Here is a 21,265-nt window from a genome sequence, read left to right as displayed (position 1 = left end):
GCGCAGCCGGTCCGCTCAGCCGGGCTCCTGCGCGGGTGGCGGGACGCACAGCACGGGGCGGCTCGACCAGTGCAGCAACTTGTGCGGGGTCGAGCCGAGGATCGCGCTGCGCAACGGGCTTTCGCCGTAGGTGCCGACCACGATCAGCCGGGCGTCGCACCGGTCGGCGACGTCCAGCAGGGCTTGGGCGGGCCGTTCGGAGACCAGCTCCACCTTGACCGAGACACCGGCCGCCTGAGCGATGGCGGTGGCGTCGGACAGCGCATGCCGGCCCCGCTCGGCCAGCGCCTCGGTGTGCGCGGTGAACTCCTCGCCCATCCGGCTCGGGGGCTCGTCGGCGTAGACCACGACCAGGGTCTCGCCGAGCAACCGGGCGATGTCCACGGCCTGGGCCAGGGCCCGCTGCGCCCCGGGGGATTCGTCGTAACCCAGCACGATGCTCATCGGCCCGTCTCCTGCTCGTCACCGGTGGGATGGGTGCCGCCGGCGGCCAGGACCGGGTCGGCCACCCCCGGCCGTTCCTGCCAGAAACGCCCGTCGTGCAGCCGCCAGAAGATCATGAAGGCCACCCCGGCCAGGAAGATGAACACCCCGATCACCAGCGGCGGCCCCACCCCGAGCCAGGCCACCCCGGAGTAGGAGTTCTCCGGGTTGGACATGTCGATGATCGACTCGACCAGCAGCCAGAACAGCAGGACCGCGCCGACCACCGGGCCGACCCCGATGAGCAGGAAGTTCTTCGCGCTCTTGGTCAGCTCGCGCCGGTAGTAGATCGCGCAGGCCAGGCCGGTCAGGGCGTAGTAGAAGGCGATGAGCAGCGACAACGCGGTCAGCGAGTCGAACAGCGCGTTCTCCGACAGCAGGTTGACCACCACGTACCAGACGATGGCGATGACCGCGACGGTCCAGGTCGAGACGTCCGGGGTGCGAAAGCGCGGGTGGATGTGGGCCAACGACCGCGGCATGGCGTGCCGGCGGGCCATCGACAGGCCGGTGCGCGACGCCGGGATGATCGTGGTCTGGGTCGAGGCGATGGCCGACGTGGCCACGGCCAGCAGCAGCACCCACGACCACCCGCCCATCGCGCTGTCGGCCAGCGAGCCGAAGATGGCCTCCTCCTCACTGGCGTTCTCGGCCAGGTAGTCCACACCGGCGTAGGCGACGACGGCCACGGCCACCGACACGTAGGTGACCAGCAGGACCAGGGTGGACACGATGGCCGCCCGCCCGGGGGTGGACGAGGCGCCCTCGGTCTCCTCGTTGAGGTTGACCGCCGACTCCCAGCCCCAGTACGCGAACACGCCGAGCAGCAGCCCGCTGGTCAGCGCGGCCCCGCCGGCGCCGAACGGGTTCAGCCAGGAGAACTCAGGGGTGATCGAGTCGAACTCGCTGGTCCCGTTGAGCGCGGCGACCAGGGCGACGACGGCGAAGACCAGCAGCGCCAGCACCTGGGCGATGATCAGCACGTCCTGCAGGCGGGCGGACAGCTCGGTGCCGATCACGCAGATCGCGGTCATCAGCAGGATCAGCGCGATGGTCAGGATCTGCACCAGCCACTGGTTCTCCACCAGGTCGTCCAGGCCGAAGGCGAGCAGCAGGTAGGTGACGCCGACGTTGGCCAGCGACCCGACGACCAGCACCCCGGTCATGCCGATGGCCCAGCCGCCCAACCAGCCCAGCCACGGACCCATCGCCCGGGTCACCCAGGAGAAGGTCGTGCCGCAGTCGGAGTCGACCCGGTTGAGGTAGTAGAAGGCCGAGGCGATCAGCAGCATCGGGACGAACGAGGCGAGCATGACGCCCGGCGCGTACACCCCGACCAGGGCGACGACCGGCCCGATGATCGCGGCCAGCGAGTAGGCCGGTGAGGTGGCGGCCAGGCCGATGGACATCGAACTGACGAAGCCGATGGCGCCGGCTTTCAGGGTGGCCGGTGATTCCTCGCTCGGGTCGGTGTGGGACGCCATCCTGGGTGCCTCCTGGGCTCAGGCCCTTCCGGGCGCGATTCCCCGCGTAGGGCCTGATAATGACACCGAACCGACCCATTTGCGCGGTCCGGGGTCGCTGTCCGTGAGATTTTCTCGTCGGGGAGGAGCCGTCATGCGGGTTTTGCTGGTCGGAGCGGGTGGCGTGGGTGGGGCCATCGCGTTGATCGCGGCCCGTCGAGCGTTCTTCGCGGTGATGGTGGTGGCCGACTACGACGCCGAGCGGGCCGCGGCCGCAGCCGCCGCCACCGGCGATCCGCGCTTCGTTCCCGCCCAGGTGGACGCCTCCGATTCCGAGCAGGTCGCCGCCCTGATCGCCGAGCGGCGCTGCGACGTGCTGGTCAACGCCACCGATCCGCGATTCGTCATGCCGTTGTTCCGGGCCGCCCTGGCCGCCGGCATCGACTACCTGGACATGGCCATGTCGTTGTCCCGGCCGCACCCCACCGACCCGTACGCGCAGACCGGGGTCAAGCTGGGCGACGAGCAGTTCGCGCTGGCCGCCGACTGGGAGCGCTCGGGGCGGCTGGCCCTGGTCGGTATCGGCATCGAGCCGGGGATGGCCGACGTGTTCGCCCGGTACGCCGCGGACGAGCTGTTCGCCGGCATCGACGAGCTCGGCGTGCGCGACGGGGCCAACCTGACCGTGGCCGGGCACGACTTCGCGCCCAGCTTCTCCATCTGGACGACCATCGAGGAGTGCCTGAACCCGCCGGTGATCTTCGAGAAGGGGCGGGGCTGGTTCACCACACCACCGTTCAGCGAACCGGAGGTGTTCGACTTTCCCGACGGCATCGGCCCGGTCGAGTGCGTGAACGTCGAGCACGAAGAGGTGCTGCTGATGCCCCGCTGGATCGACGCGGGGCGGGTCACCTTCAAGTACGGACTGGGCGAGGAGTTCATCGGGGTCCTGCGGGTGCTGCACAAGCTCGGTCTGGACCGGACCGAGCCGGTCCGGGTCGGCCCGGTCTCGGTCTCGCCCCGGGATGTGGTGGCCGCCGTGCTGCCCAACCCGGCCACCCTGGGGGACCGGATGACCGGCAAGACGTGCGCCGGGCTGTGGGTCAAGGGCACCGGGAAGGACGGCGCCCCCCGCGAGGTGTACCTGTACCACGTCGTCGACAACGAGTGGTCGATGCGCGAGTACGGGGCGCAGGCGGTGGTCTGGCAGACCGCGCTCAATCCGGTGGTCGCGCTGGAGTTGATGGCGGCCGGTGCCTGGTCGGGGGCCGGGGTGCTCGGGCCGGAGGCGTTGCCGGCCCGGCCGTTCCTGGACCTGGTCACCGAGTACGGCTCGCCCTGGGGGATGCGGGAGCAGTGAGCCGGGGGCCCGGTCGGTCGACGGGCGCCGCGGGCCAACAAATAGGGTGGTCGTCGCGAATCACCACCAGAGGGGATGCTTCGGCGATGACCACCGAGACCATCGAGTTCCAGGCGGAAGCCCGCCAACTGCTGCAGCTGATGATCCATGCGATCTACTCGTCCAAGGACGTGTTCCTGCGGGAGCTGATCTCCAACTCCTCCGACGCCCTGGACAAGCTGCGGCTGGCCGCCTTCCGGGACAAGGACCTGGACGTCGACACCGACGACCTGCACATCACCGTGACCACCGACCCGGCCGCGAGCACGCTGACCGTCGCCGACAACGGCATCGGGATGAGCCGGGAGGAGGTCGTCGACCTGATCGGCACCATCGCCAAGTCCGGCACCAGCCAGGTGCTGGCCAAGCTGCGTGAGGCCCGGGAGTCCGGGCAGTCCGAGCAGGCGTCGGCCGAGCTGATCGGCCAATTCGGCGTCGGCTTCTACTCCAGCTTCATGGTTGCCGACAAGGTCACCCTGATCACCCGCAAGGCCGGCGCGCATCAGGGAGTGCGCTGGGAGTCCACCGGCGAGGGCAGCTACACCGTTTCCGACGAGCCGGACGCGCCGCAGGGCACCTCGGTCACCCTGCACCTCAAGCCCGAGGACACCGAGGACGAGCTGCACGACTACGCCAACCCGCTGGCCGTGCGCACGATCATCAAGCGCTATTCCGACTTCATCACCTGGCCGATCCGGATGGCGCCGATCACGCCGCCGGCCCCGCCGGCCCCGCCGGCCGCCGAGGCCGCGGAGGGTGCCGACGCGGAGACCGACGCCGACACCGAGACCGAGGTGGTCGAGGCGGTGCCGGAGCCGGAGGTGGTCAACTCCCGCAAGGCGCTGTGGGCCCGGTCGCAGAGCGAGGTGACCGAGGAGGAGTACACCGAGTTCTACCGGCACGTCAGCCACGACTGGCAGGAGCCGCTGCAGACCATCCGGCTCTCGGCCGAGGGCACCTTCGAATACCAGGCCCTGCTGTTCATCCCCGGCCATGCGCCGATGGACCTGTACTGGCGGGACGCCAAGCGGGGCGTGCAGCTCTACGTCAAGCGCGTCTTCATCATGGACGACTGCGAGGCCCTGGTCCCCGAGTACCTTCGCTTCGTCAAGGGTGTCGTCGACGCCAACGATCTGTCCCTGAACATCTCCCGGGAGATCCTGCAGCAGGACCGGCAGATCCGGCTGATCCGCAACCGGCTGGTCAAGAAGGTCCTGTCCACCGTCAAGACCCTGCGCGAGGACGAGCCGGCCAAGTTCGCGACGTTCAACGCCGAGTTCGGCCGGGCGGTCAAGGAGGGTCTGCTGGCCGACCCGGACAACCGGCAGGCGATCCTGGAGATCCTGACCTTCGCCTCCACCCACGACGCCGAGCAGCCGAGCACGCTGGCCGACTACGTCTCCCGGATGCCCGAGGGCCAGAGCGACATCTACTACATCACCGGCGAATCCCGCTCGGCGCTGGAGAAGTCCCCGCACATGGAGGCGTTTCGGGCCAAGGGCTACGAGGTGCTGCTGCTGACCGATCCGATCGACGAGATCTGGGTGGACGCGGTCAGCGACTTCGACAGCAAGTCGTTCGCGTCCATCGCCAAGGGCGAGATCGACCTGGGCGGCGAGGATGTCGACGACGACACGGCCAAGGACTTCGGTGACCTGCTGGGCTGGCTGACCGCGACGCTGATCGACGACGTCAAGCAGGTGCGCCTGTCGCACCGGCTGACCACGTCCGCGGCGGTGCTGGTGGGCGATCCCGGCGACCTGACGCCGACCCTGGAGAAGATGTACCGGGCGATGGGCCAGGAACCGCCGACGGTCAAGCGCACCCTGGAGCTCAACGCACAGCACCCCCTGGTCACCGGCCTGCGAGATGCCCACCGGCAGCGCCCGGACGATCCTGCCCTGGCCGAGACCGCGCATGTGCTCTACGGTCTCGCGCTGATCGCGGAGGGCGGCGAGCTGGCCGACCCGGCCGCCTTCGTCGGCCAGGTGGCGCAGCGCCTGCAGGCCTCGCTGGGCTAGCCGAGCCCGGGCCGGCGGTGCCGGGTCCGGGTTTGCTCAGCCGCCGAGGCCGGCGCGGAACGCGGTGACCAGCGCCCGGCCGAGCGGCCAGTCGCCCAGCCCGCTGGCCGAGTTCAGGTGACCGGCGGCGCCGACCCCGACCACCGGGACCCCCCACCCGGCGGCCAGCCGATCGGCGGCCGACCGGGAGGCGTAGGGGTCGTCGTCGCTGGCGATGACCAGCCCGGGCACCGGCAGCGGGCCGGTGTCGAGCCCGACGAAGGTGGGCGCGGCGGCGGCCGGGAACCGCGGGCCGCGCGAGTCCGGCGGCGCGACCAGAACCACGCCCCGGACGGTTCCCGGCGAGCGCCCGGCCAACCAGCCGGCGACGGCCAGGCAGCCAAGGCTGTGGGCGACGAGCACCGCCGGCTCACCGTCGGGCAGGCTGCGGTCGATCGCGGTCAGCCAGTCGGCCAGCTCCGGCCGGCTCCACGACGACGGCTCGATCCGTCCGGCGGCCGGCCCGAGCTCACGCTGCCATCGCGACTGCCAGTGGACCTCGTCGGACCCGTCGATGCCGGGCACCATCACCGTGAACACGGACTTCTCCTTCACCACTCGCCGGGGACGCCCCCGTTCCCGTCCGGGCCGACAGTAGAGACCACGGGCCCACTCGCCGGCGGAGGGAGGCCGAAGGAGTCCCGCTCCCCGGTGGCCCGGACCGGTCACAGGCGATTCATGGCTGGCCGCGATCGGATCCCGATGACCCGCACAACCGTTCCGCAGCGACCGAGGGTGTCCTGGTCTTCGATCAGCGTGAACCCAGGAGGACGTCGTGGAACAAGCCGTGCAGCACCGTGGCCGGAAGCCTTTGATGGCGGCGGGAGCGTTGGGGGTGGCCGCCGCGCTGGGCCTGGCCGCCGCATTCGGCGGCACCACGGCGGTGGCCGGCACCCCGACGGCGGTCCAGGGTCTCGCCGCGACCGCCTCGCTGCCCAACCCGTACGGCGGCGGGTCCTCCTCCGGCTCCGGCGGGTACGGCGGGTACGGCGGCTACGGGGTGGATCCGTTCGGCGGATCGGGGGGCTCCACCGGCAACGGCTACTCCGGCGGTTCGTCGGGCAACTCGTCCGGCAGTTCGGGTCAAGCGCCGACGGCGAACCAGCAGGTCGGGCTGGTCTACATCGACACCGTGCTGGGCTACCAGGACGCCGCGGCGGCCGGCACCGGGCTGGTGCTGACCTCGAACGGGCAGATCCTGACCAACAACCACGTGATCGAGGGCTCGACGTCGATCACCGTCACCATCGTGACCACCGGCCAGACCTACCAGGCCTCGGTCGTGGGCACCGACGTGCAGGACGACATCGCGGTGCTGCAGCTCGGTGACGCCTCCGGCCTGACCACCGCCAACTTCGGCACCTCCGCCGACCTGCAGGTCGGCGAGTCGGTGGTCGGCGTCGGCAACGCCGGCGGCGACGGGGGAACCCCGTCCGCGGCCGCCGGGGTGGTCTCCGCGTTGAACCAGACCATCACCACCCAGGCCGAGGGCTCGGCCGCCGGTGAGACGCTGACCGGGCTGATCGAGACCACCGCCGACATCCAGTCCGGCGACTCCGGTGGGCCGCTGTTCGACGCCAACGACGAGGTCGTCGGCATCGACACCGCCGCCGAGGTGGTCGCCGGGCAGAGCGAGAACGGTTACGCCATCCCGATCGACACCGCCCTCGGCATCGCCAAGCAGATCATCACCGGCGACGAGTCCGACGGGGTCCGGATCGGCTACCCGGCCTTCCTCGGCGTGCAGGTGCAGTCCGCGGCCACCGCCGGCACGGGCACCGGCCGGAGCCGGTCCGGATCGAGCAGCACCGGCACCGCCGGCGCGCTGATCGGCGGCGTCGTGTCGGGCTCGCCGGCCGAGCAGGCCGGATTGACCGCCGGGGACACGGTGACTGGCATCGACGACAGGGCCGTCAGCAGTGCCGACGGGCTGAGCACCGCGCTGGCGGCGCACAACCCGGGCGACCGGGTGAGCGTGACCTGGGTGGATTCGTCCGGGGCGAAGCACTCGGCCACCGTCACCCTGGCCCAGGGTCCGGCCGCCTGAGCCGCGTCGAGCGGGTCCGCTAGTTCAGGTTGGGATTGTTGAAATAAGGTCCGCCGAATAGCCGGACGGCCCGGTAGTACGCCTGGGCGACGCCACCGCATTGGGCGCGTTGGACACTCAGATACCAGGCGCGGTAATAGTTGTTGCACCACCCGCTCATCCGGTTGACGAAGTAGGTGTCGCAGGCAGCGCGACCGTTCTCGCCACCGCCGTACCACAGGTCGTCGTAGCAGTAGTCGTGCGCGTTGCACGCCTCTTTGAAGTCGTAATAGACGGGCACCACGCCGCGGTCGGGTGAGAACGTGCACCCGTTGGGCCGGTACCCGGCCGGCACCGCCGCGGCCGACGGGGCCAGCACGACCGACAGCGAGATCGTCAGCAGCGCAACGACCAAGGCGGCGACGCGGCGCCGCTGAGGTCGGGTGTCGGCATCGGTGATGGTCGGTGTGCTCATGTGCGGCCCCCCAGGTCGACAACGATGACCGCCGAAACGTAGCGCGCGCACCGGCCGGTCCGGTGGCCCGGAACTGTCCCTTATCGGGGGGACCTGCGGTTCCGGTCCCGGTGTGCGTCGGGCGTTGCTGCTCGTTTGAGGAAAGTGGATGCGGCGCCGAGACTGACCCCGTGCACTTCGTTCATGAGTCGTTGCCGCAGTGCGTCCGGTTCGCGACCGGGGGTGCCCCCGACGCCGTGCGGGCCGAAGTCGACAGGCTGAACGCCCGGCGGGTCATGGTCATAGCCGGGCCCGCGGCCGCCGCGCTGGCCGAGAAGGTCACCAGCGAACTGTCGCCGGTGCTGCGGCACGACGAGGTGGTCATGCACGTGCCGGTCGAGGTGGCGCAACGGACGCGGGCGGCCGCGGCCGCGCACCGGGTGGATGCGATCGTGGCGGTCGGTGGCGGGTCGACCACCGGGCTGGCCAAGGCGGTGGCCCTGACCACGGGCGTGCCGATCGTTGCGGTGCCCACGACCTACGCGGGCAGCGAGGCGACGGCCGTCTGGGGACTGACCGAGGCCGGGCGCAAGACCACGGGCATCGATCCGGTCGTGTTGCCCCGGGCGATCGTCTACGACGCCACCCTGCTGCGCGGGCTGCCGGTGGACCTGTCGGTCGCCAGCGGGCTCAACGCGCTCGCGCATTGCGTCGACTCGTTGTGGGCGCCGTCGGCCGACCCGATCAACGCCGTGTTCGCCGCCGAGGGCGCCCGAGCCCTGCACCAGGGGCTACCACTGGTCGCGACGGCGCCGCAGGGGTTAGCCGGACTCGAAATAGCCCTCTACGGTGCCTATCTCGCGGCGACCGCGTTCGCCTCGGCCGGCTCGGGCCTGCACCACAAGATCTGCCATGTGCTGGGCGGGCGGTTCGACCTGCCGCACGCCCAGACCCACGCCACCGTGCTGCCGTACGTTCTGGCGTTCAACGCGCCGAACGCCCCGGACGCGGCGGAGCGACTGGCCACCGCCTTCGGCAGCCCGACGGCCCTGGCCGGTCTGCAGGAGCTGCGCCGGACGCTCCACGCTCCGCGCAGCCTGCGCGATCTGGGCCTGCGCGAAGCTGACATCCCGGTCGCCGTCACCGATGTGGTGGCGATCGCGCCACCATCCAACCCCACGCGCGTGACGGAGCAGAACCTGACCGGGCTCCTGCTGGCCGCCTGGGCCGGGGCGGACCCCACGGACCAGGCGCCGGTCATTGACCGGCCAGCGGCAGGCTGAGCTCGAACCGTGCGCCGACCCCCGCCGCGGGGGGCCGGCAGACCACGTCGCCGCCAGCTCGTCGGGCGATGGCGCGGGCGATCGGCAGACCGAGCCCGGAACCCCCGCCGCCCCGATCGGTGGACAGCCGGACGAACCGCTCGAAGATCCGATCGCGCTGATCGTCCGGCACTCCGGGCCCGTCGTCCTGGACGGTGACGTAGGCATGCGCCCCGGACGGACCGGGTGCGACGGCGACGGTCGCGGTGACCTGCCCGCCCGAGGGACTGGCCTGGGCCGCGTTCTCCAGCAGGTTGGCCAACGCCCGTCCCACCTCGTCCGGGTCGATCCGCACGCTGACGTTCTCGGCGACCGGGCGCAGGCCGATCCGCAGATCGGGCCGGCGCAGCGCGACGGCGTCCACCTGCTGCCGTACCACCTCGACCAGATCGACTGATTCCGAACGGGTCTCGGGGTTGGCTGCGGGGTTGGCTGGGTGGTTGGCCGCGTGATTGTCTATCCGCGCCATCAACAGCAGGTCGTCGACCAGCCGGGCGGCCTGCCGGGACTGCCGCACGATCGCGACCAACCGCTGCTCCCGCTCGGCCCGATCGAGTTCGTCGAAGTCGGCTCGGAGCAACGCATCCGAGCCGGCGATGATGCCGGCCAGCGGTGTGCGCAGGTCATGGGACGCGTCGGCCAGGAACCGGCGCATGCGCTCCTGGGCCTGCTGCGCGGTCGCCTCGGCGGTCTCCAGGGCATCGAGCATCTCGTCGAACGCGACGGCCGTGCGGCCCAGGTCAGTGGTGGGTTTGGTCGGACGGAGCCGGCGACCGCGCGTGCCGGCGCCGATCCGGCGGGCCAGGGAGGCCATCCGGTCCAGCGGGCGAAGCGCGACGGCGACCAGCCGGATCAGCACCAGGCCGGTGATCACCAGCGCCGTCACCCCGGCGACGATCTCGATGGTGCGCAGCGTGGACAGCGTCCGCTCGATGTCGTTCTCGCTGGCCTGCAGTTGCAGGGTCCCGCCGGGCAGCGTCACCTGCGCGGTCAGCTGCCCCGCCGACTCGGTGAAGGCGACCTCGGGTTCGACCGCCGGTTGCGGCAGGGGCGGCGCACCTCCCGGCGGGTTGCCCGGGGTGGGCGCGGTCGGTGGGGTCTGCTCCTGGGGCGCGGCGTCGGGCCGTCCGACGTACTCCTGCCCACCGGCGGTGAAGGTGCTGAAGATGCCGCCGCCGGACATCTGATCGGCCAGCGTCTGGCCGGTCACCCCCTGCTGCTGCAGGACGACCGCGTAGCCGGCCCGGTCCTGCAGGCGTTGGCGCAGATCGTCCCGCAGCGAGGTGCCGAGCATGGTCGTGACCACGACGCCGAGCAGCACGAGGATGATCGCCAGCAGGACGAGGACGGACACCACGACCCGAGCCCGCAGTGACCCGGTCCGGACCGGGCGGTCCTGCTCCGGCGTCTCGTTCCGCGGCGGCGGCTGGCTCGACCCGGTGAGCCGGTCGGTCGTCGCGGACTCAGTCATCGCGGTCGGCCGCGGCGGCGGGCACGGGCGCGGCGAGCCGGTAGCCCACGCCTCGGACGGTGTGGATCAGCCGAGGCCCGTGCTGGTCGAGCTTGCGCCGCAGCCCGGAGATGAAGGCCTCGACCAGGTTCGGGTCGTAGGCGTCGTATCCCCAGACCTGCGTCAGAATCTGGGTTTTCGAGAGCACCCGGCCGCGGTGCCGGGCCAGGTAGAGCAGCAGGCGTCGTTCCGTCGCGGTCAGGTCGATCTCCTGACCCGCACGCTGCACCACCCCGGCGTCGTCGTCGACGATGAGGTCGCCGACCTCGATCAACTGGGCCGAGAGCCGGCCGGACCGGCGCAGCACCGCGCTGACCCGGGCCAACAGCTCGGCCACCGCGAACGGCTTGACCAGGTAGTCATCGGCTCCGGCGTCGAACCCGGCCAGCCGGTCGTCGACGCCGTCCAACGCGGTCACGAAGATCACCGGGACGTCGGTGCCACCGCGCAGCGCCCGGGCCAGCTCGAGGCCGGACCAGTGGGGGAGCATCACGTCCAGCACGGCCAGGTCCGGCCGGAAGCTGTCCGCGACGGCCGCCGCGGCCATCCCGTCCGCGCTGACCTCCACCAGGTGGCCGGCGTCGCGCAACGACTCCGCGATCACCGCACGCAGCAGATCGTCGTCCTCGACGACCAGGATGCGGACACCGGCAGCATTCACCGGATCCACTATGCCGGGCCCGGCTGAGGGTTCGCTGAAGACCGTCGCCGGCGGGGTCGGATTCAGCTCGCCTTCAGCAAGGCCGGTCAGGGTGGGTGGAGCCGGTTCGAACAATGCGGATCGGGTCCACTTGCACGGAAAGGGCACACCTGATGAACGACACCTCCCGCCCCCGACGGGTCTCCGTCCGGGGCATCACCATCGTGGCCGCCACCGCGGCCGTCCTGATCGGTGGGGCGGCGGCCGCCGCCGCGGCCGACGACGGGGGCAACTCCACCAGCCAGGGATCGAGCACCAGCGCGTCCCCGTCGGCCCCGTCAGCACAGGCGGCACCGTCGGTCGCGGGCGCGCAGTCGGGATCCGGCGACGGCTCGGCGACCCCGCCGGCCCCGAAGCCGCACCTGGACGGAACGGTGTCCTCGGTGACCTCGAGCAGCATCCTGATCACCGACCCGGAAGGCTTCACCCGGACGATCCACCTGTCCGGTGACACCACCTACGGCGACGGGGTGTCGCTGCCCGTCGCGGTCGGGGAGCGGATCCACGCCGAAGGGACCGTCGACACCGACGGGACGTCGCTGGCCGCCAGGGTCATCGCCTCGGCGCCCGAGCCGCCGGCGCCGGGCGCGGCCGGACCGGGCGGTGGTCCGGCCGGACCGCCGGCTCCGCCCGCCGACGGCTCCGCGCCGACCCCGCCGACCCCGCCTACCGATGGTTCGCTGCCGGCCCCGCCCAGCGGCGCCGAGCAGGCTCCGAGCACGACGACGGTCGCCCCCACGAGCTGACCGCCGGCCGTCGTACGGTCACCACACGCCCGCCTCGACCTGCCTCGGCCGGTCGAGGCGGGTCGTGGGCTTCTGGACGGATGCGAGAAAGCGGTCCTCACTCACCGCTGATGTCAACGGCCGGGAATGCCCGCCGGAGCTCAGTCAGAAATTCAACATAACGACTCCCGAAGGTCACCACCGCCGCGTACAGGGCGTCGAAGACCGCCTGCGCGGCATCCGCCTCTGCTGCGGCAAAAAAAGCCGGCAATGCGGCATAGGTTGGCTCTACGGCCGGGATCAGATCATCGGAAGTGCCAACCACGATCGTCGCGAACGCCTGGCCTGGAATGTCAGATTCGACATGCAGACGTTCGAAGGCCGAAGTGATGTCGTCGAATGGCGGTGGTGGTGGCCGCCCGGCGTCCATCGCCGCGAGGGCCGGCGCCACCCAAGCCCGCTCGGCCAGGCCCGCTCGGTCATACGCCCGGCGGGTTGCCCACCGGGCAATCTCGCGCTGCGTGTCAGCGTCGGTCTCGCTGATCGCATCGGCCAACGGCCGGTCCAGGCGGGCGATGCCCAGCACGTTTCCCCGGATGGCTCGCTGCCGCTCGCTGGGTGGTCGGCCACCCCATCGCCGATCGTCGAGGCGGCGCATAGCCTCCCGACTCGCCTCATCTGCCATCAGCTGAGCGTGATGCGCGGCCGCGGCGCGTTCCGCTGGTGTCGGCGGGATCGGAATTCGCTCGATCGCGCGGTGCGCGTAGTCCGCTGCCTCGCTCGTCTGTTTGATGATCGCATCAGGACCGGGCGCGGCCGGCCACAGTTGAAGCAGGTACCGATCTCCGGCCGGGCCGTGCTCGGGCGGGTTGTGCGCACGGTCCATTCCGCTGACGCAGTAGCGAACCCGGTACGTACCCGGCCGGATAGCGGCCAGCGGGTACGCGGTTCCGTGCCAATCGCACAGGGCAACCGCTGCCGATGGCGAGAATCCGGCCTCGACGATCTCTTCCCAGCTTGCGTCGATTGCTGGCTCCTTGCTGAGTAACTCCAAACGGAATGGGACGGTCCCGTCCTGCGATCCGGTCAGGAGAAAGAGCATTCCTTCGTGAGCAGCCCCGCACAGCCCGTTCCGTTGTCCACCGAAAGAAAGGTCGAGGTCGCTGGCGAAGTCAGCTCCACCCTGGAGGTACACCTGCGCATACGCGACGTCCACCTGGCCGTCGAACAGCACTGTCATCGCGCACCCCCAGATACCGGAGAATAACTCTACCCAGCGACGTAGGTGACGGCGCGGCGACCGAGTCCAGGACGACCGTCGCGGCGGCTGAGAAGGCAACGGCTGCAGCCGATCCGCCGGGACGAGCTTGACTGACGGCGCCAATGTTGCTCGCAATGATCACTGGGTCGCGTCAGCGGGTTGGCCTCCAGCGCTCGCCGCCGGTCGTGACGAATCGCTTCCATACGAAGTCCCACGGAGTCACCGCGATGATGGGGACCACGAACAGGATGCTGAACAGCAAGCTCTCGGTCGCTCCGTCCAGGTCACCCGCGATCAGGAGCGGCGCCGCGACCAGGGCGAGCCACAGGACCTTCCACATGACCTCGAACATCAGGATCGGCAGCATCCCGATCGGGTAGCGCACGCCGAGGAACGAGAGCAATGCCAGAGCAATCAGGATGCAGAATTCCGCCCCCTCGATCGCCGGCAGGGAGGACACCTGAAGCAGCATGGGTCCCTTGACGACCAATGTCCCGACGGCCATCAGGAGATAGCCGCCGCGCATCAGATTGAGCCGGAAGGCCGGGAGGGTGCCAGCAGACGTGGAATTTCCGGGCGTCTCGAGCGGTGTGCTGATGTTCGACATCAGAGGTTCCTTTCGGTGTCGTCTCGTTGGACAGACGGAGGAGCGAAAACCATCCCGCTGTAGAGCTTCTGGTACCGCCGGCACGGGATGACGGTTCCTCCCAGGCACTTTTCGATCGAGGGTGTGATCGTCCGGGCCCGCAAGCGAGGTCGGCTACCAGCGGCGAGTGCTGGGCCGGCCCGGCAGCGCCTCCTCCGATGTCGACGCCGTCTTGATTCATGACTCAAGGGTCGCGAGAACCGACCGGTTCGCCTACGAACGTTGCTGTTTCGGGGAAATTCGAGTCTGATGGGCCTCGTGGACGATATTTCGGCGGCGAGGATCGCCACCGCGCTGCGGCAAGTCGGGCCGCGCCTCAAGGGACTGCGCACCCAGCGGGGGTTGACCCTGACCGTTGTCTCAGCCTCGACCGGGATCTCGAAGAGCACGTTGTCGCGGCTGGAGACCGGGCAGCGGCGGCCCACCCTGGAGCTGCTGCTCGCGCTCTCCCACGCCTATCGGGTGCCGTTGGATGACCTTGTGGCGGCGCCCGAGGAGGGTGATCCACGACTGCGGCTCAAGCCTGGCCGGGTCAAGGGCCGGACGGTGATCCCGCTGACGCGGCAGTCGGACGGCATGCAGGCTTGGAAGATCATCATCCCGACCAGCAATGTCACCCCGGAAACACGTTCCCACGACGGCGATGAATGGATCTACGTGCTGTCCGGGCACATGCGCTTCCTCCTGGGGGACCAGGACATGGTGCTCGGACCCGGTGACGTGGCCGCATTCGATACCAAGGTGCCGCATTGGTTCGGCAGTACAGGTGACGCACCCGCCGAGATTCTCAGCATCTTCGGGCGACCCGGCGAACGCATGACCGTCAGAACGACACCCCGTTGATCTCGATCTTGGGAGGTGCCGTCCGGTCCGGGGCCAAAATCGGCGACTTCGGGCGCCACGGGACGCCATGCCCCGCCGGACAGAGGTGAAGGATGATCGTGGCGCCGCAAGCGCCCTCAAGACACGCCAGGGGATTCACGCAGTGGCATCATCGTGCCGATGGACAGCTCGGAAGCTCGGAAGACGCTGGGGTGGACTCAAGGCCTTTCCCGTTCCCGCCTCACCTTCGACGGGCTCGAACTCACGTCCCTCGCGATTGGGCACCAGGCCTCGCTGGACCGTTGCAGCTTCATCGGAACCGATCTTCGGCAGGCGGTGCTCGACGGCATGTTCTTCCGGCTCTGCAACTTTCGCGGCGCGAATCTTCGCGGATCATCCTTGCGGTACACACGGTTCGGCGGATGCGATCTGCGTGATGTGGACCTGCGAGACGCCGATCTCACCGGCGCCAATCTGGGCGCGCTGAATACCGGTCGCGCGGACGTCGGCCGTACCGATCTCACCGGCGCCCTCCTGAGCGGCGCATTTCTGCGCGACATCACGGTCCTTGCGGTGAGGGGCTGGCGGCCGGAGCGGGCCGAGAACTGACCATGATCGGTGCTCTCGCTGAAGCGACGACGTCGGCCGCGTTCGCCCGCCCGCTTCGCATGTGAGTGATCGGCTCAATCGACATCATCAGCGGGTGAACGGTCCACAGCGCCCAGCCGCATCAGCTGGCCGCCCAGCACATCGGCCAGTCACAGGTCGCCTTCGGCCGTCCGAACGAAGCCTCGATCCGGAAGGTCGAGGTGACCTCGGCCCAGCATCTGAACCACGCCTTGGACGGTGTCGCAGTGGCCGGACCAGCTCGATCCGGTCACTCATGGTGACCGCCTCAGGGTGCGGGCCAGCTTGGCGCGCGGCGTTCGGCGGGGATTGCTAGCCTGTTCGCGCAGGTCAGCGGTGGTGCCCCCAGTAGGATTCGAACCTACGACACACGGTTTAGGAAACCGATGCTCTATCCCCTGAGCTATGAGGGCCCGCTCCGCGGTTGGCCGGGCGGCCGGTCCGTGGAGCGGATTCAGCCTACCGGTGGTCGGTCGGCCCTCACGCAGGATGCGCCCGGCGGAACAATGTCGCGGTCACGGTTGTTGCGGCAAGAGCAAGCTTGAACGCTCATGTATTCCGTGAAGGGAACTGCCATGACCATCGCCGTCACCGGAGCCACCGGACATCTCGGTGCGCTCGTCCTCGATCACCTGCTGGCGACCACCGCCCCGGCCGACGTCGTCGCGGTGGTTCGCGACCCGTCCAAGGCGCAGCCGCTGGCCGATCGGGGCGTCACTGTGCGGACCGCCGCGTATACCGATCCGGCCGCGCTGCGTGCGGCGTTCGCCGGTGTGGACACGCTGCTGTTCATCTCCTCCAGCGAGGTCGGTCAGCGCGTCGAGCAGCACCGGAACGTGATCGATGCGGCCGTGGCGACCGGCGTCGGCCGGGTGGTCTACACCTCCGCGCCGCGGGCCACCACCAGCACCCTGGTGCTGGCCCCGGACCACAAGTTCACCGAGGAGTACCTGACCGCGAGCGGCCTGCCGTGGACCATCCTGCGGAACAACTGGTACACCGAGAACTACCTCGGCGTGATCGAGACTGCCCGGCAGACCGGCACTGTCGTCGCGGCGGCGGGCCAGGGGCGGGTCGCGTCGGCCAGCCGGGACGATTTCGCCGCGGCCGCCGCGGTGGTGCTGACCGGGGCCGGTCACGAGGGGCGGATCTACGAGCTCGGCGGCGACCACGCCTGGGACTACACCGAGTTGGCGGCCGCCGTCGGCGAGATCATCGGTGCCCCGGTCAGTTACCGCAGCGTCGATGGGTCCACCCTGGTCGGCATCCTGCAGGGCGTGGGTCTGGACGCGGCGACCGCCGGCTTCGTTGCCCAGTTGGACGACGACATCGCGCACGGCGCCCTGGCCGACACCACCGGCGAGCTGGCCAAGCTGATCGGCCGGCCCACCACGCCGCTGCTGGCCGGCCTTCGGCAGGCCATCGGCTGATCCAGCCCCCGTCGCGTTCGGCCCGTACAGTTCGGCCCGACGAATCCGGGGCGGCGAGGGAGTGCGCGTGAGAAGTTGGCTGGTGGACGCCGTGCTGTTCGATCTGGACGGGACGCTGGTCGACTCGTCCGGCAGCGTGCACCGCAGCTGGCGCAAGCTGGCCGAGCGGATCGGCCGGCCCTGGCCGGAGGTGGAGCCGCACATCCACGGCGTCCCTGTGCAGCAGGTGCTGGCCCGTCTGGAGCCCGACATGCCGCCCGCGGAGGTTGCCGAGGTCAGCGAGTTCATGATCGCCACCGAGTCGGGGGACACCGAGGGGGTGGTGGCCCAGCCGGGGGCGGTCGCGGTGCTGAGCCTGCTGCCGCCGGAGCGGGTGGCCATCGTCACCAGCGGCACGGTCCGGTTGGCCGGCGCCCGGATCGCCGCCGCCGGCCTGCCCCGCCCCGCGGTGGTGGTCACCGCGGACGACGTCGAGGTCGGTAAGCCCGACCCGGCTCCGTTCCTGGCCGGCGCCGCGCGGCTGGGCTTCCCGCCCGCCCGGTGCCTGGTGGTGGAGGACGCGCCGGCCGGCGTGACCAGTGCGACCGCCGCCGGCTGCCCGGTGGTCGGCGTGCTGACCACCCACGACGCGCTGGACGCGCCGACCGTCGCCTCGCTCGACCAGATCGACTTCCAGCTGGTGGACGGTGGGATCAGGGTCAGCATCCCGGGCTGAACCGGGCCGGCGACGGGTACCGGCAAGGCGTGCAGATCGAGCTGATTCAGGGTGACATCACCGCGCAGCACGTCGACGCGGTGGTCAACGCGGCCAACCATCGGCTGCTCGGCGGCGGTGGGGTCGACGGGGCGATTCACCGGGCCGGCGGTCCGCAGATCCTGGCCGAATGCCGGGAACTACGAAGGACCCGCTTCCCCGACGGGCTGCCGACCGGGGAGTCGGTGGCCACCACGGCCGGCCGGCTGCCGGCCCGTTGGGTTATCCACACCGTCGGACCCACCTACGCCACGACCAAGGACAAGACGCACCTGCTGCAGTCCTGCTACCGCACCAGCCTGGCGGTGGCCGACGAACTGGGGGCGACATCGATCGCGTTCCCGCTGGTGTCCAGCGGCATCTACCGGTGGCCCAAGGACGACGCCATCCGGCAGGCCCTGTACGTCCTGCGGACCGCGGACACCGCGGTGCACACCGCCACTCTGGTCCTGTACGACGAGGCGACGCTCACACTGGCCCGTCGCGTGTCCGACGAGCGCGACGACGACGCCCGGTAGGACCAGGCCATTGTCCGGACGGGGACGGGTCAGGCGAAGGTGCCGCGGACCAGGCTGATCCCCGAGTGCGTCGGATTGCCGTCCGGCGGCTCGTCGGAGATGTCCACGGTCCGGTACACATTCGTGTCGATGCCGGCGGGCACGGTGAACGAACCGCTCCCGTCGGCCAGGGTGCCCAGCGAGACCATCCGCCCATCGCCGCCGAACAGCCACACCTCGTACGCGGTGGAGTCGGTGGCCGGCAGGCCGGGGACGTCCACCCGGACCTGTTGCCCGGTGCGGCCGGCGACCAGCTCAGCGGTGCCCAGCTGTCCCTCGGTCACCGGCAGCGGGCCGCCCTGCACCGGGTCCAGCGGGGCGACGGCCTCGACGGTGGCGGCGTCCTCGCGGTTCTGCACCAGCACCACGGTGCCCGCGCCGACGGCGATGCCGATGACCGCGGCGGCCAACGGCAGCGCCCACCGGGGCCGCCGGCGGGCGGCGCCGGCGGTCCGGCGCGGGGCCAGCGGGATCGGCTCGGCCACGGCCGGTTCCGCGGGCGCACCCGGCCCATCCGGCTCGGCCGGCGCATCGGCGGCGCCGTCCCGGGCGAAGCCGAGCTCGGTGGCGATGGCATCCCACACGTGCGGGCCGGGGGCCGGCGCGTCCCGGCCGTAGTCGGACAGCCCGGCCAGATCGATGGTGTCGCGGAAGGTATCGACCTGGTCGGTACAGACCGGGCAGTCCTCGACGTGCGCCTGCACGTCGGTTCCGAGGTCTTCGCCCAACGCGATCAGCGCCAGGTCGTCGGCGTCAGGATGTGGCACCATCCACCTCCCAACGCTTGCGCAGCTGGATGAGGGCGCGCCGGATATGACTCTTGACCGTGCCCACCGGCAAGCCGGTGGTCGCGGCGATCTGCGAATGGCTCAGCTCACCGTAGAACGCGAGCAGAACCACCCGTCGCTGCTCCTCGGGGAGCAGGTCGAGCTCGTTGCCCACGACGACCCGGTCGACGACCCGGTCGGCGGGGGCGGACTCGCTCTCCGCCGGGGCGACCTTCTCGGCCGCCGCGATGATGCGCTTGTCCCGATCCAGTGATGCGTAGCGGTCGGCGATCAACCGCCGCGTGATGCCGAGCAGCCACGATCCCAACGATCCCTTCGACGGGTCAAAGCCCGTCCGGAACCGCCAGGCCCGGACGAAGACCATTTGGACCAGATCCTCGGCGTCGTGATGGTTGCCCAGTCGCAGCATGGCCACTCGCAGCACCATGCCGCCGTAGCGGTCGTACGCCTCGCGCAGCGCCCGCTCATCCCCGGCCTGAAATCGCTCCACCCAGCGTTCATCCGCCCCGGACCATGGTCCCCGGGTGGGTGAACTGGCTTCCGGCACGTAGCTGAGCGTAGGTCATCACGCGACCGGCACCGCGGTGACCGCGATGTTGTCGTCGTAACTCAGGCTGGCCTGGTCGAACCGACCACCGCAGGTGATCAGCACCAACCGGGCCTCGCCGCCGCGGTCGAACAGCCGATCCAACGGCGTGTCGGCCTTGGCCCATTGCTCCCGGGCGACGACGGAGAACTGCCGCACGGTCCCATCCGGGCCGGCGACGGCGATGGTGTCACCCGGGTTCAGGTCGCCGATCCGGGCCAACACGCCGGCACCCTGGCGGTAGTCGTCGACGTGACCGACCAGCACCGCCGATCCCGTTGCACCCGGCGCCGGTCCGAACCGGTACCAGCCGACGGTGGCCACGTCACCGGGCACCTCGATCTCACCGTCGTCGGCGACCCCGACCGGCTCGACCGGCGCATCGACGGCCAACGCGGGAATCTGCAGCCGGGTCGGATCGGCGATGACCGGGTCCGGGGCGGCGGCCGGGGCGGGCTGATCGGCCGGTGGGGCGGCGGGGGCGGCCGCCGGGCTGGGCGGCGCGGAAGGTGCGGCCGGCTCGGTGGGTTCGGCCGGCGCGATCGGTTCGACCGGCGAGGCCGAGCCGGCGGACGTCGGCCCGGTGAGTTCGAGCGCCCCCGAGGCACCGACCGAACTCACCGTCTGGCCGGCCGGTTCCGGGCGGCTGACCCACCAGAGCAGGCCAGCCGCCAGGATCAGCAGGACTCCCGCCGCCAGGCTGGTGGCGGCCCGGCGGCGGGAGTGGTCCGGTCGCTGATCCCCGGGCGGGCGTGCGCCCTGCTCGGAGGCGACCGGGGTCATGACGCGACCTCAGTGGGTACGGGTCGCGACGAACCGCCGCGATCCGCCCACCACGAGGGCCAGCCCGACCACGAGCAGGGCTGCCACCAGCACGGTGGCGGCCGGGTCGTCGGCGGGACCGGTGCCGGCCGGGACCCCGCCGGGCGCGGAGTGCAGGCCCGGGATGACGAACGAGACCAGCGTCAGCGTGCCGTCGTCGGCGCTGCCCACGGCGTGCACGAAGGTCGCCGAGCCCTCGGCCAGCGTCACGTCGGCCGGGCCGATCACCACGGTGGAGGTGCCGGCCAGGACGACATCGGCATTGACCGTGCCGGCCGGCACGGTCAGGCCGCCCTGGTTCGGGTTGGTCACGTCGGACAGGACGACGGCGCCGCCGGCCCGCACATCCACGGCCGGAGCGGCCGCGTCATGCCGCACGACCAGCCGGGCCTGCCCGGCCGAGACGGTCGAGATGTCGTTGGCGTAGGGCGTCAGCGTGGGGGAGCCGTCGGCCGACAGGTGCGCGACCAGCGAGTAGCTCTTGCCGGCGGCCAGGTCCGCGGTGGCCGACAGGACCGGGTTGGAATCGTCGGCGGCGTCGGCCGCGGTGATGGCCACGGCGTGGCTACCGGCCGGCAAATCCAGTGGGCCGGCGACGGTTTCGGGTGCGAAGTTGTCCAGGGCCAGTGCGCCGTCGACGTAGACGTCGACGGTCAGGCCCGGAACACCGTGCACGACATACACTTCCGCAGTGTCGGCGGCAGCGGCGGGCGACGCTCCGACCAGTGCTGCGGCAACGGCAAGCGATGCGGCGGCGGTGGCGGCAGCAATGCGTCTCATGGGGTGCTCCTCGATCCGGCGGGCGGTTGGGGTCGTTGGAGCTACCGCCC

22 protein-coding genes and 1 tRNA gene are annotated in these 21,265 nt (G+C 70.8%); 10 read left to right on the top strand and 13 right to left on the bottom strand.

Going from position 1 to position 21,265, the window contains the following annotated elements:
• Nucleotides 1–15: 15 nt before the first annotated feature.
• The gene (locus NAMU_RS23175) at nt 16–444 is read right to left on the bottom strand and encodes a universal stress protein (RefSeq protein WP_015749770.1); all 429 of its coding nucleotides are present in this window, start codon (nt 442–444) and stop codon (nt 16–18) included.
• The gene (locus tag NAMU_RS23170; protein WP_015749769.1) at nt 441–1,967 is read right to left on the bottom strand and encodes an APC family permease; all 1,527 of its coding nucleotides are present in this window, start codon (nt 1,965–1,967) and stop codon (nt 441–443) included. The genes NAMU_RS23175 and NAMU_RS23170 overlap by 4 nt, the downstream gene beginning before the upstream one ends.
• A gap of 133 nt (nt 1,968–2,100) precedes the next feature.
• On the opposite strand from NAMU_RS23170, the gene NAMU_RS23165 reads away from it, so the two are divergent.
• Together NAMU_RS23165 and htpG are read left to right on the top strand one after the other, a co-directional pair.
• Nucleotides 2,101–3,306, top strand: coding sequence for a saccharopine dehydrogenase family protein (locus tag NAMU_RS23165; RefSeq protein ID WP_015749768.1), 1,206 nt, complete (start codon nt 2,101–2,103; stop codon nt 3,304–3,306).
• An 86-nt stretch (nt 3,307–3,392) separates the two neighbouring features.
• Nucleotides 3,393–5,366, top strand: coding sequence for a molecular chaperone HtpG (htpG, locus tag NAMU_RS23160; protein WP_015749767.1), 1,974 nt, complete (start codon nt 3,393–3,395; stop codon nt 5,364–5,366).
• A gap of 36 nt (nt 5,367–5,402) precedes the next feature.
• Here the strand turns inward: htpG and NAMU_RS23155 are convergent, their stop codons facing one another.
• Entirely contained in the window at nt 5,403–5,945 is a 543-nt protein-coding gene (locus NAMU_RS23155) for an RBBP9/YdeN family alpha/beta hydrolase (RefSeq protein ID WP_015749766.1), read from the bottom strand.
• Nucleotides 5,946–6,180: 235 nt separating this feature from the next.
• Between NAMU_RS23155 and NAMU_RS23150 the strand changes: the two genes are divergently transcribed.
• Complete coding sequence (locus tag NAMU_RS23150) at nt 6,181–7,452, top strand: S1C family serine protease (protein ID WP_015749765.1); 1,272 nt, start codon at nt 6,181–6,183, stop codon at nt 7,450–7,452.
• Between the two features lie 19 nt (nt 7,453–7,471).
• On the opposite strand, the gene NAMU_RS23145 is transcribed toward NAMU_RS23150, so the two are convergent.
• The gene (locus NAMU_RS23145; protein ID WP_015749764.1) at nt 7,472–7,906 is read right to left on the bottom strand and encodes a phospholipase A2; all 435 of its coding nucleotides are present in this window, start codon (nt 7,904–7,906) and stop codon (nt 7,472–7,474) included.
• Between the two features lie 170 nt (nt 7,907–8,076).
• Between NAMU_RS23145 and NAMU_RS23140 the strand changes: the two genes are divergently transcribed.
• Entirely contained in the window at nt 8,077–9,168 is a 1,092-nt protein-coding gene (locus NAMU_RS23140; RefSeq protein WP_015749763.1) for a maleylacetate reductase, read from the top strand.
• On the opposite strand, the gene NAMU_RS23135 is transcribed toward NAMU_RS23140, so the two are convergent.
• Both NAMU_RS23135 and NAMU_RS23130 read right to left on the bottom strand, forming a co-directional pair.
• Nucleotides 9,143–10,678 (bottom strand): HAMP domain-containing sensor histidine kinase, encoded by a 1,536-nt coding sequence (locus NAMU_RS23135; protein ID WP_015749762.1) that lies wholly within the window; start codon nt 10,676–10,678, stop codon nt 9,143–9,145. The two genes, NAMU_RS23140 and NAMU_RS23135, sit on opposite strands and share 26 nt — an antisense overlap.
• Nucleotides 10,671–11,378, bottom strand: coding sequence for a response regulator transcription factor (locus tag NAMU_RS23130; RefSeq protein ID WP_015749761.1), 708 nt, complete (start codon nt 11,376–11,378; stop codon nt 10,671–10,673). The genes NAMU_RS23135 and NAMU_RS23130 overlap by 8 nt, the downstream gene beginning before the upstream one ends.
• A 152-nt stretch (nt 11,379–11,530) precedes the next feature.
• Here NAMU_RS23130 and NAMU_RS23125 point away from each other — a divergent pair, with 152 nt between their 5' ends.
• Entirely contained in the window at nt 11,531–12,163 is a 633-nt protein-coding gene (locus NAMU_RS23125) for a DUF5666 domain-containing protein (protein WP_015749760.1), read from the top strand.
• 97 nt (nt 12,164–12,260) lie between these two features.
• On the opposite strand, the gene NAMU_RS23120 is transcribed toward NAMU_RS23125, so the two are convergent.
• Together NAMU_RS23120 and NAMU_RS23115 are read right to left on the bottom strand one after the other, a co-directional pair.
• Nucleotides 12,261–13,382, bottom strand: a complete 1,122-nt coding sequence (locus tag NAMU_RS23120) for a hypothetical protein (RefSeq protein ID WP_015749759.1) — start codon at nt 13,380–13,382, stop codon at nt 12,261–12,263.
• A 172-nt stretch (nt 13,383–13,554) separates the two neighbouring features.
• Entirely contained in the window at nt 13,555–14,010 is a 456-nt protein-coding gene (locus NAMU_RS23115; RefSeq protein WP_015749758.1) for a hypothetical protein, read from the bottom strand.
• 288 nt (nt 14,011–14,298) lie between these two features.
• Between NAMU_RS23115 and NAMU_RS23110 the strand changes: the two genes are divergently transcribed.
• Together NAMU_RS23110 and NAMU_RS23105 are read left to right on the top strand one after the other, a co-directional pair.
• The gene (locus tag NAMU_RS23110) at nt 14,299–14,892 is read left to right on the top strand and encodes a helix-turn-helix domain-containing protein (RefSeq protein ID WP_015749757.1); all 594 of its coding nucleotides are present in this window, start codon (nt 14,299–14,301) and stop codon (nt 14,890–14,892) included.
• Between the two features lie 159 nt (nt 14,893–15,051).
• Complete coding sequence (locus NAMU_RS23105) at nt 15,052–15,480, top strand: pentapeptide repeat-containing protein (protein ID WP_015749756.1); 429 nt, start codon at nt 15,052–15,054, stop codon at nt 15,478–15,480.
• Between the two features lie 355 nt (nt 15,481–15,835).
• Here NAMU_RS23105 and NAMU_RS23100 read toward each other — a convergent pair.
• Nucleotides 15,836–15,911 (bottom strand) — tRNA-Arg (locus tag NAMU_RS23100).
• A gap of 162 nt (nt 15,912–16,073) precedes the next feature.
• On the opposite strand from NAMU_RS23100, the gene NAMU_RS23095 reads away from it, so the two are divergent.
• The 3 genes from NAMU_RS23095 (at nt 16,074) to NAMU_RS23085 (ending at nt 18,200) form a co-directional block, all read left to right on the top strand.
• Nucleotides 16,074–16,928, top strand: coding sequence for an SDR family oxidoreductase (locus NAMU_RS23095; RefSeq protein WP_015749755.1), 855 nt, complete (start codon nt 16,074–16,076; stop codon nt 16,926–16,928).
• 67 nt (nt 16,929–16,995) lie between these two features.
• Nucleotides 16,996–17,643, top strand: a complete 648-nt coding sequence (locus NAMU_RS23090) for an HAD-IA family hydrolase (protein WP_015749754.1) — start codon at nt 16,996–16,998, stop codon at nt 17,641–17,643.
• 29 nt (nt 17,644–17,672) lie between these two features.
• Complete coding sequence (locus NAMU_RS23085; RefSeq protein WP_015749753.1) at nt 17,673–18,200, top strand: O-acetyl-ADP-ribose deacetylase; 528 nt, start codon at nt 17,673–17,675, stop codon at nt 18,198–18,200.
• Nucleotides 18,201–18,229: 29 nt separating this feature from the next.
• On the opposite strand, the gene NAMU_RS23080 is transcribed toward NAMU_RS23085, so the two are convergent.
• From NAMU_RS23080 to NAMU_RS23065, 4 genes are all read right to left on the bottom strand, one after another.
• Nucleotides 18,230–19,009, bottom strand: coding sequence for an anti-sigma factor (locus NAMU_RS23080; RefSeq protein WP_041369350.1), 780 nt, complete (start codon nt 19,007–19,009; stop codon nt 18,230–18,232).
• Nucleotides 18,993–19,517, bottom strand: a complete 525-nt coding sequence (locus NAMU_RS23075) for an RNA polymerase sigma factor (RefSeq protein ID WP_015749751.1) — start codon at nt 19,515–19,517, stop codon at nt 18,993–18,995. The genes NAMU_RS23080 and NAMU_RS23075 overlap by 17 nt, the downstream gene beginning before the upstream one ends.
• A 75-nt stretch (nt 19,518–19,592) precedes the next feature.
• Entirely contained in the window at nt 19,593–20,396 is an 804-nt protein-coding gene (locus NAMU_RS23070; RefSeq protein ID WP_015749750.1) for a class F sortase, read from the bottom strand.
• Between the two features lie 9 nt (nt 20,397–20,405).
• The gene (locus NAMU_RS23065) at nt 20,406–21,215 is read right to left on the bottom strand and encodes a DUF4397 domain-containing protein (protein ID WP_015749749.1); all 810 of its coding nucleotides are present in this window, start codon (nt 21,213–21,215) and stop codon (nt 20,406–20,408) included.
• Nucleotides 21,216–21,265 lie beyond the last annotated feature (50 nt).

The organism is Nakamurella multipartita DSM 44233 (assembly GCF_000024365.1).
GTDB classification, from domain to species: Bacteria; Actinomycetota; Actinomycetes; order Mycobacteriales; family Nakamurellaceae; genus Nakamurella; species Nakamurella multipartita.
Note: the sequence above shows the minus strand (reverse complement) of the source record. Positions and strands in the feature narration are given on the sequence as shown.

Excerpts from the sequence above, each read along its gene's own strand:
- NAMU_RS23110 (WP_015749757.1), top strand. The coding sequence starts at position 14,299 with ATGGGCCTCGTGGACGATATTTCGGCGGCGAGGATCGCCACCGCGCTG.
- NAMU_RS23065 (WP_015749749.1), bottom strand. The coding sequence starts at position 21,215 with ATGAGACGCATTGCTGCCGCCACCGCCGCCGCATCGCTTGCCGTTGCC.
- NAMU_RS23135 (WP_015749762.1), bottom strand. The coding sequence starts at position 10,678 with ATGACTGAGTCCGCGACGACCGACCGGCTCACCGGGTCGAGCCAGCCG.
- NAMU_RS23170 (WP_015749769.1), bottom strand. The coding sequence starts at position 1,967 with ATGGCGTCCCACACCGACCCGAGCGAGGAATCACCGGCCACCCTGAAA.
- NAMU_RS23120 (WP_015749759.1), bottom strand. The coding sequence starts at position 13,382 with ATGACAGTGCTGTTCGACGGCCAGGTGGACGTCGCGTATGCGCAGGTG.
- NAMU_RS23070 (WP_015749750.1), bottom strand. The coding sequence starts at position 20,396 with ATGACCCCGGTCGCCTCCGAGCAGGGCGCACGCCCGCCCGGGGATCAG.
- NAMU_RS23145 (WP_015749764.1), bottom strand. The coding sequence starts at position 7,906 with ATGAGCACACCGACCATCACCGATGCCGACACCCGACCTCAGCGGCGC.
- htpG (WP_015749767.1), top strand. The coding sequence starts at position 3,393 with ATGACCACCGAGACCATCGAGTTCCAGGCGGAAGCCCGCCAACTGCTG.
- NAMU_RS23175 (WP_015749770.1), bottom strand. The coding sequence starts at position 444 with ATGAGCATCGTGCTGGGTTACGACGAATCCCCCGGGGCGCAGCGGGCC.
- NAMU_RS23095 (WP_015749755.1), top strand. The coding sequence starts at position 16,074 with ATGACCATCGCCGTCACCGGAGCCACCGGACATCTCGGTGCGCTCGTC.
- NAMU_RS23105 (WP_015749756.1), top strand. The coding sequence starts at position 15,052 with ATGGACAGCTCGGAAGCTCGGAAGACGCTGGGGTGGACTCAAGGCCTT.
- NAMU_RS23125 (WP_015749760.1), top strand. The coding sequence starts at position 11,531 with ATGAACGACACCTCCCGCCCCCGACGGGTCTCCGTCCGGGGCATCACC.
- NAMU_RS23080 (WP_041369350.1), bottom strand. The coding sequence starts at position 19,009 with ATGGTGCCACATCCTGACGCCGACGACCTGGCGCTGATCGCGTTGGGC.
- NAMU_RS23115 (WP_015749758.1), bottom strand. The coding sequence starts at position 14,010 with ATGTCGAACATCAGCACACCGCTCGAGACGCCCGGAAATTCCACGTCT.
- NAMU_RS23165 (WP_015749768.1), top strand. The coding sequence starts at position 2,101 with ATGCGGGTTTTGCTGGTCGGAGCGGGTGGCGTGGGTGGGGCCATCGCG.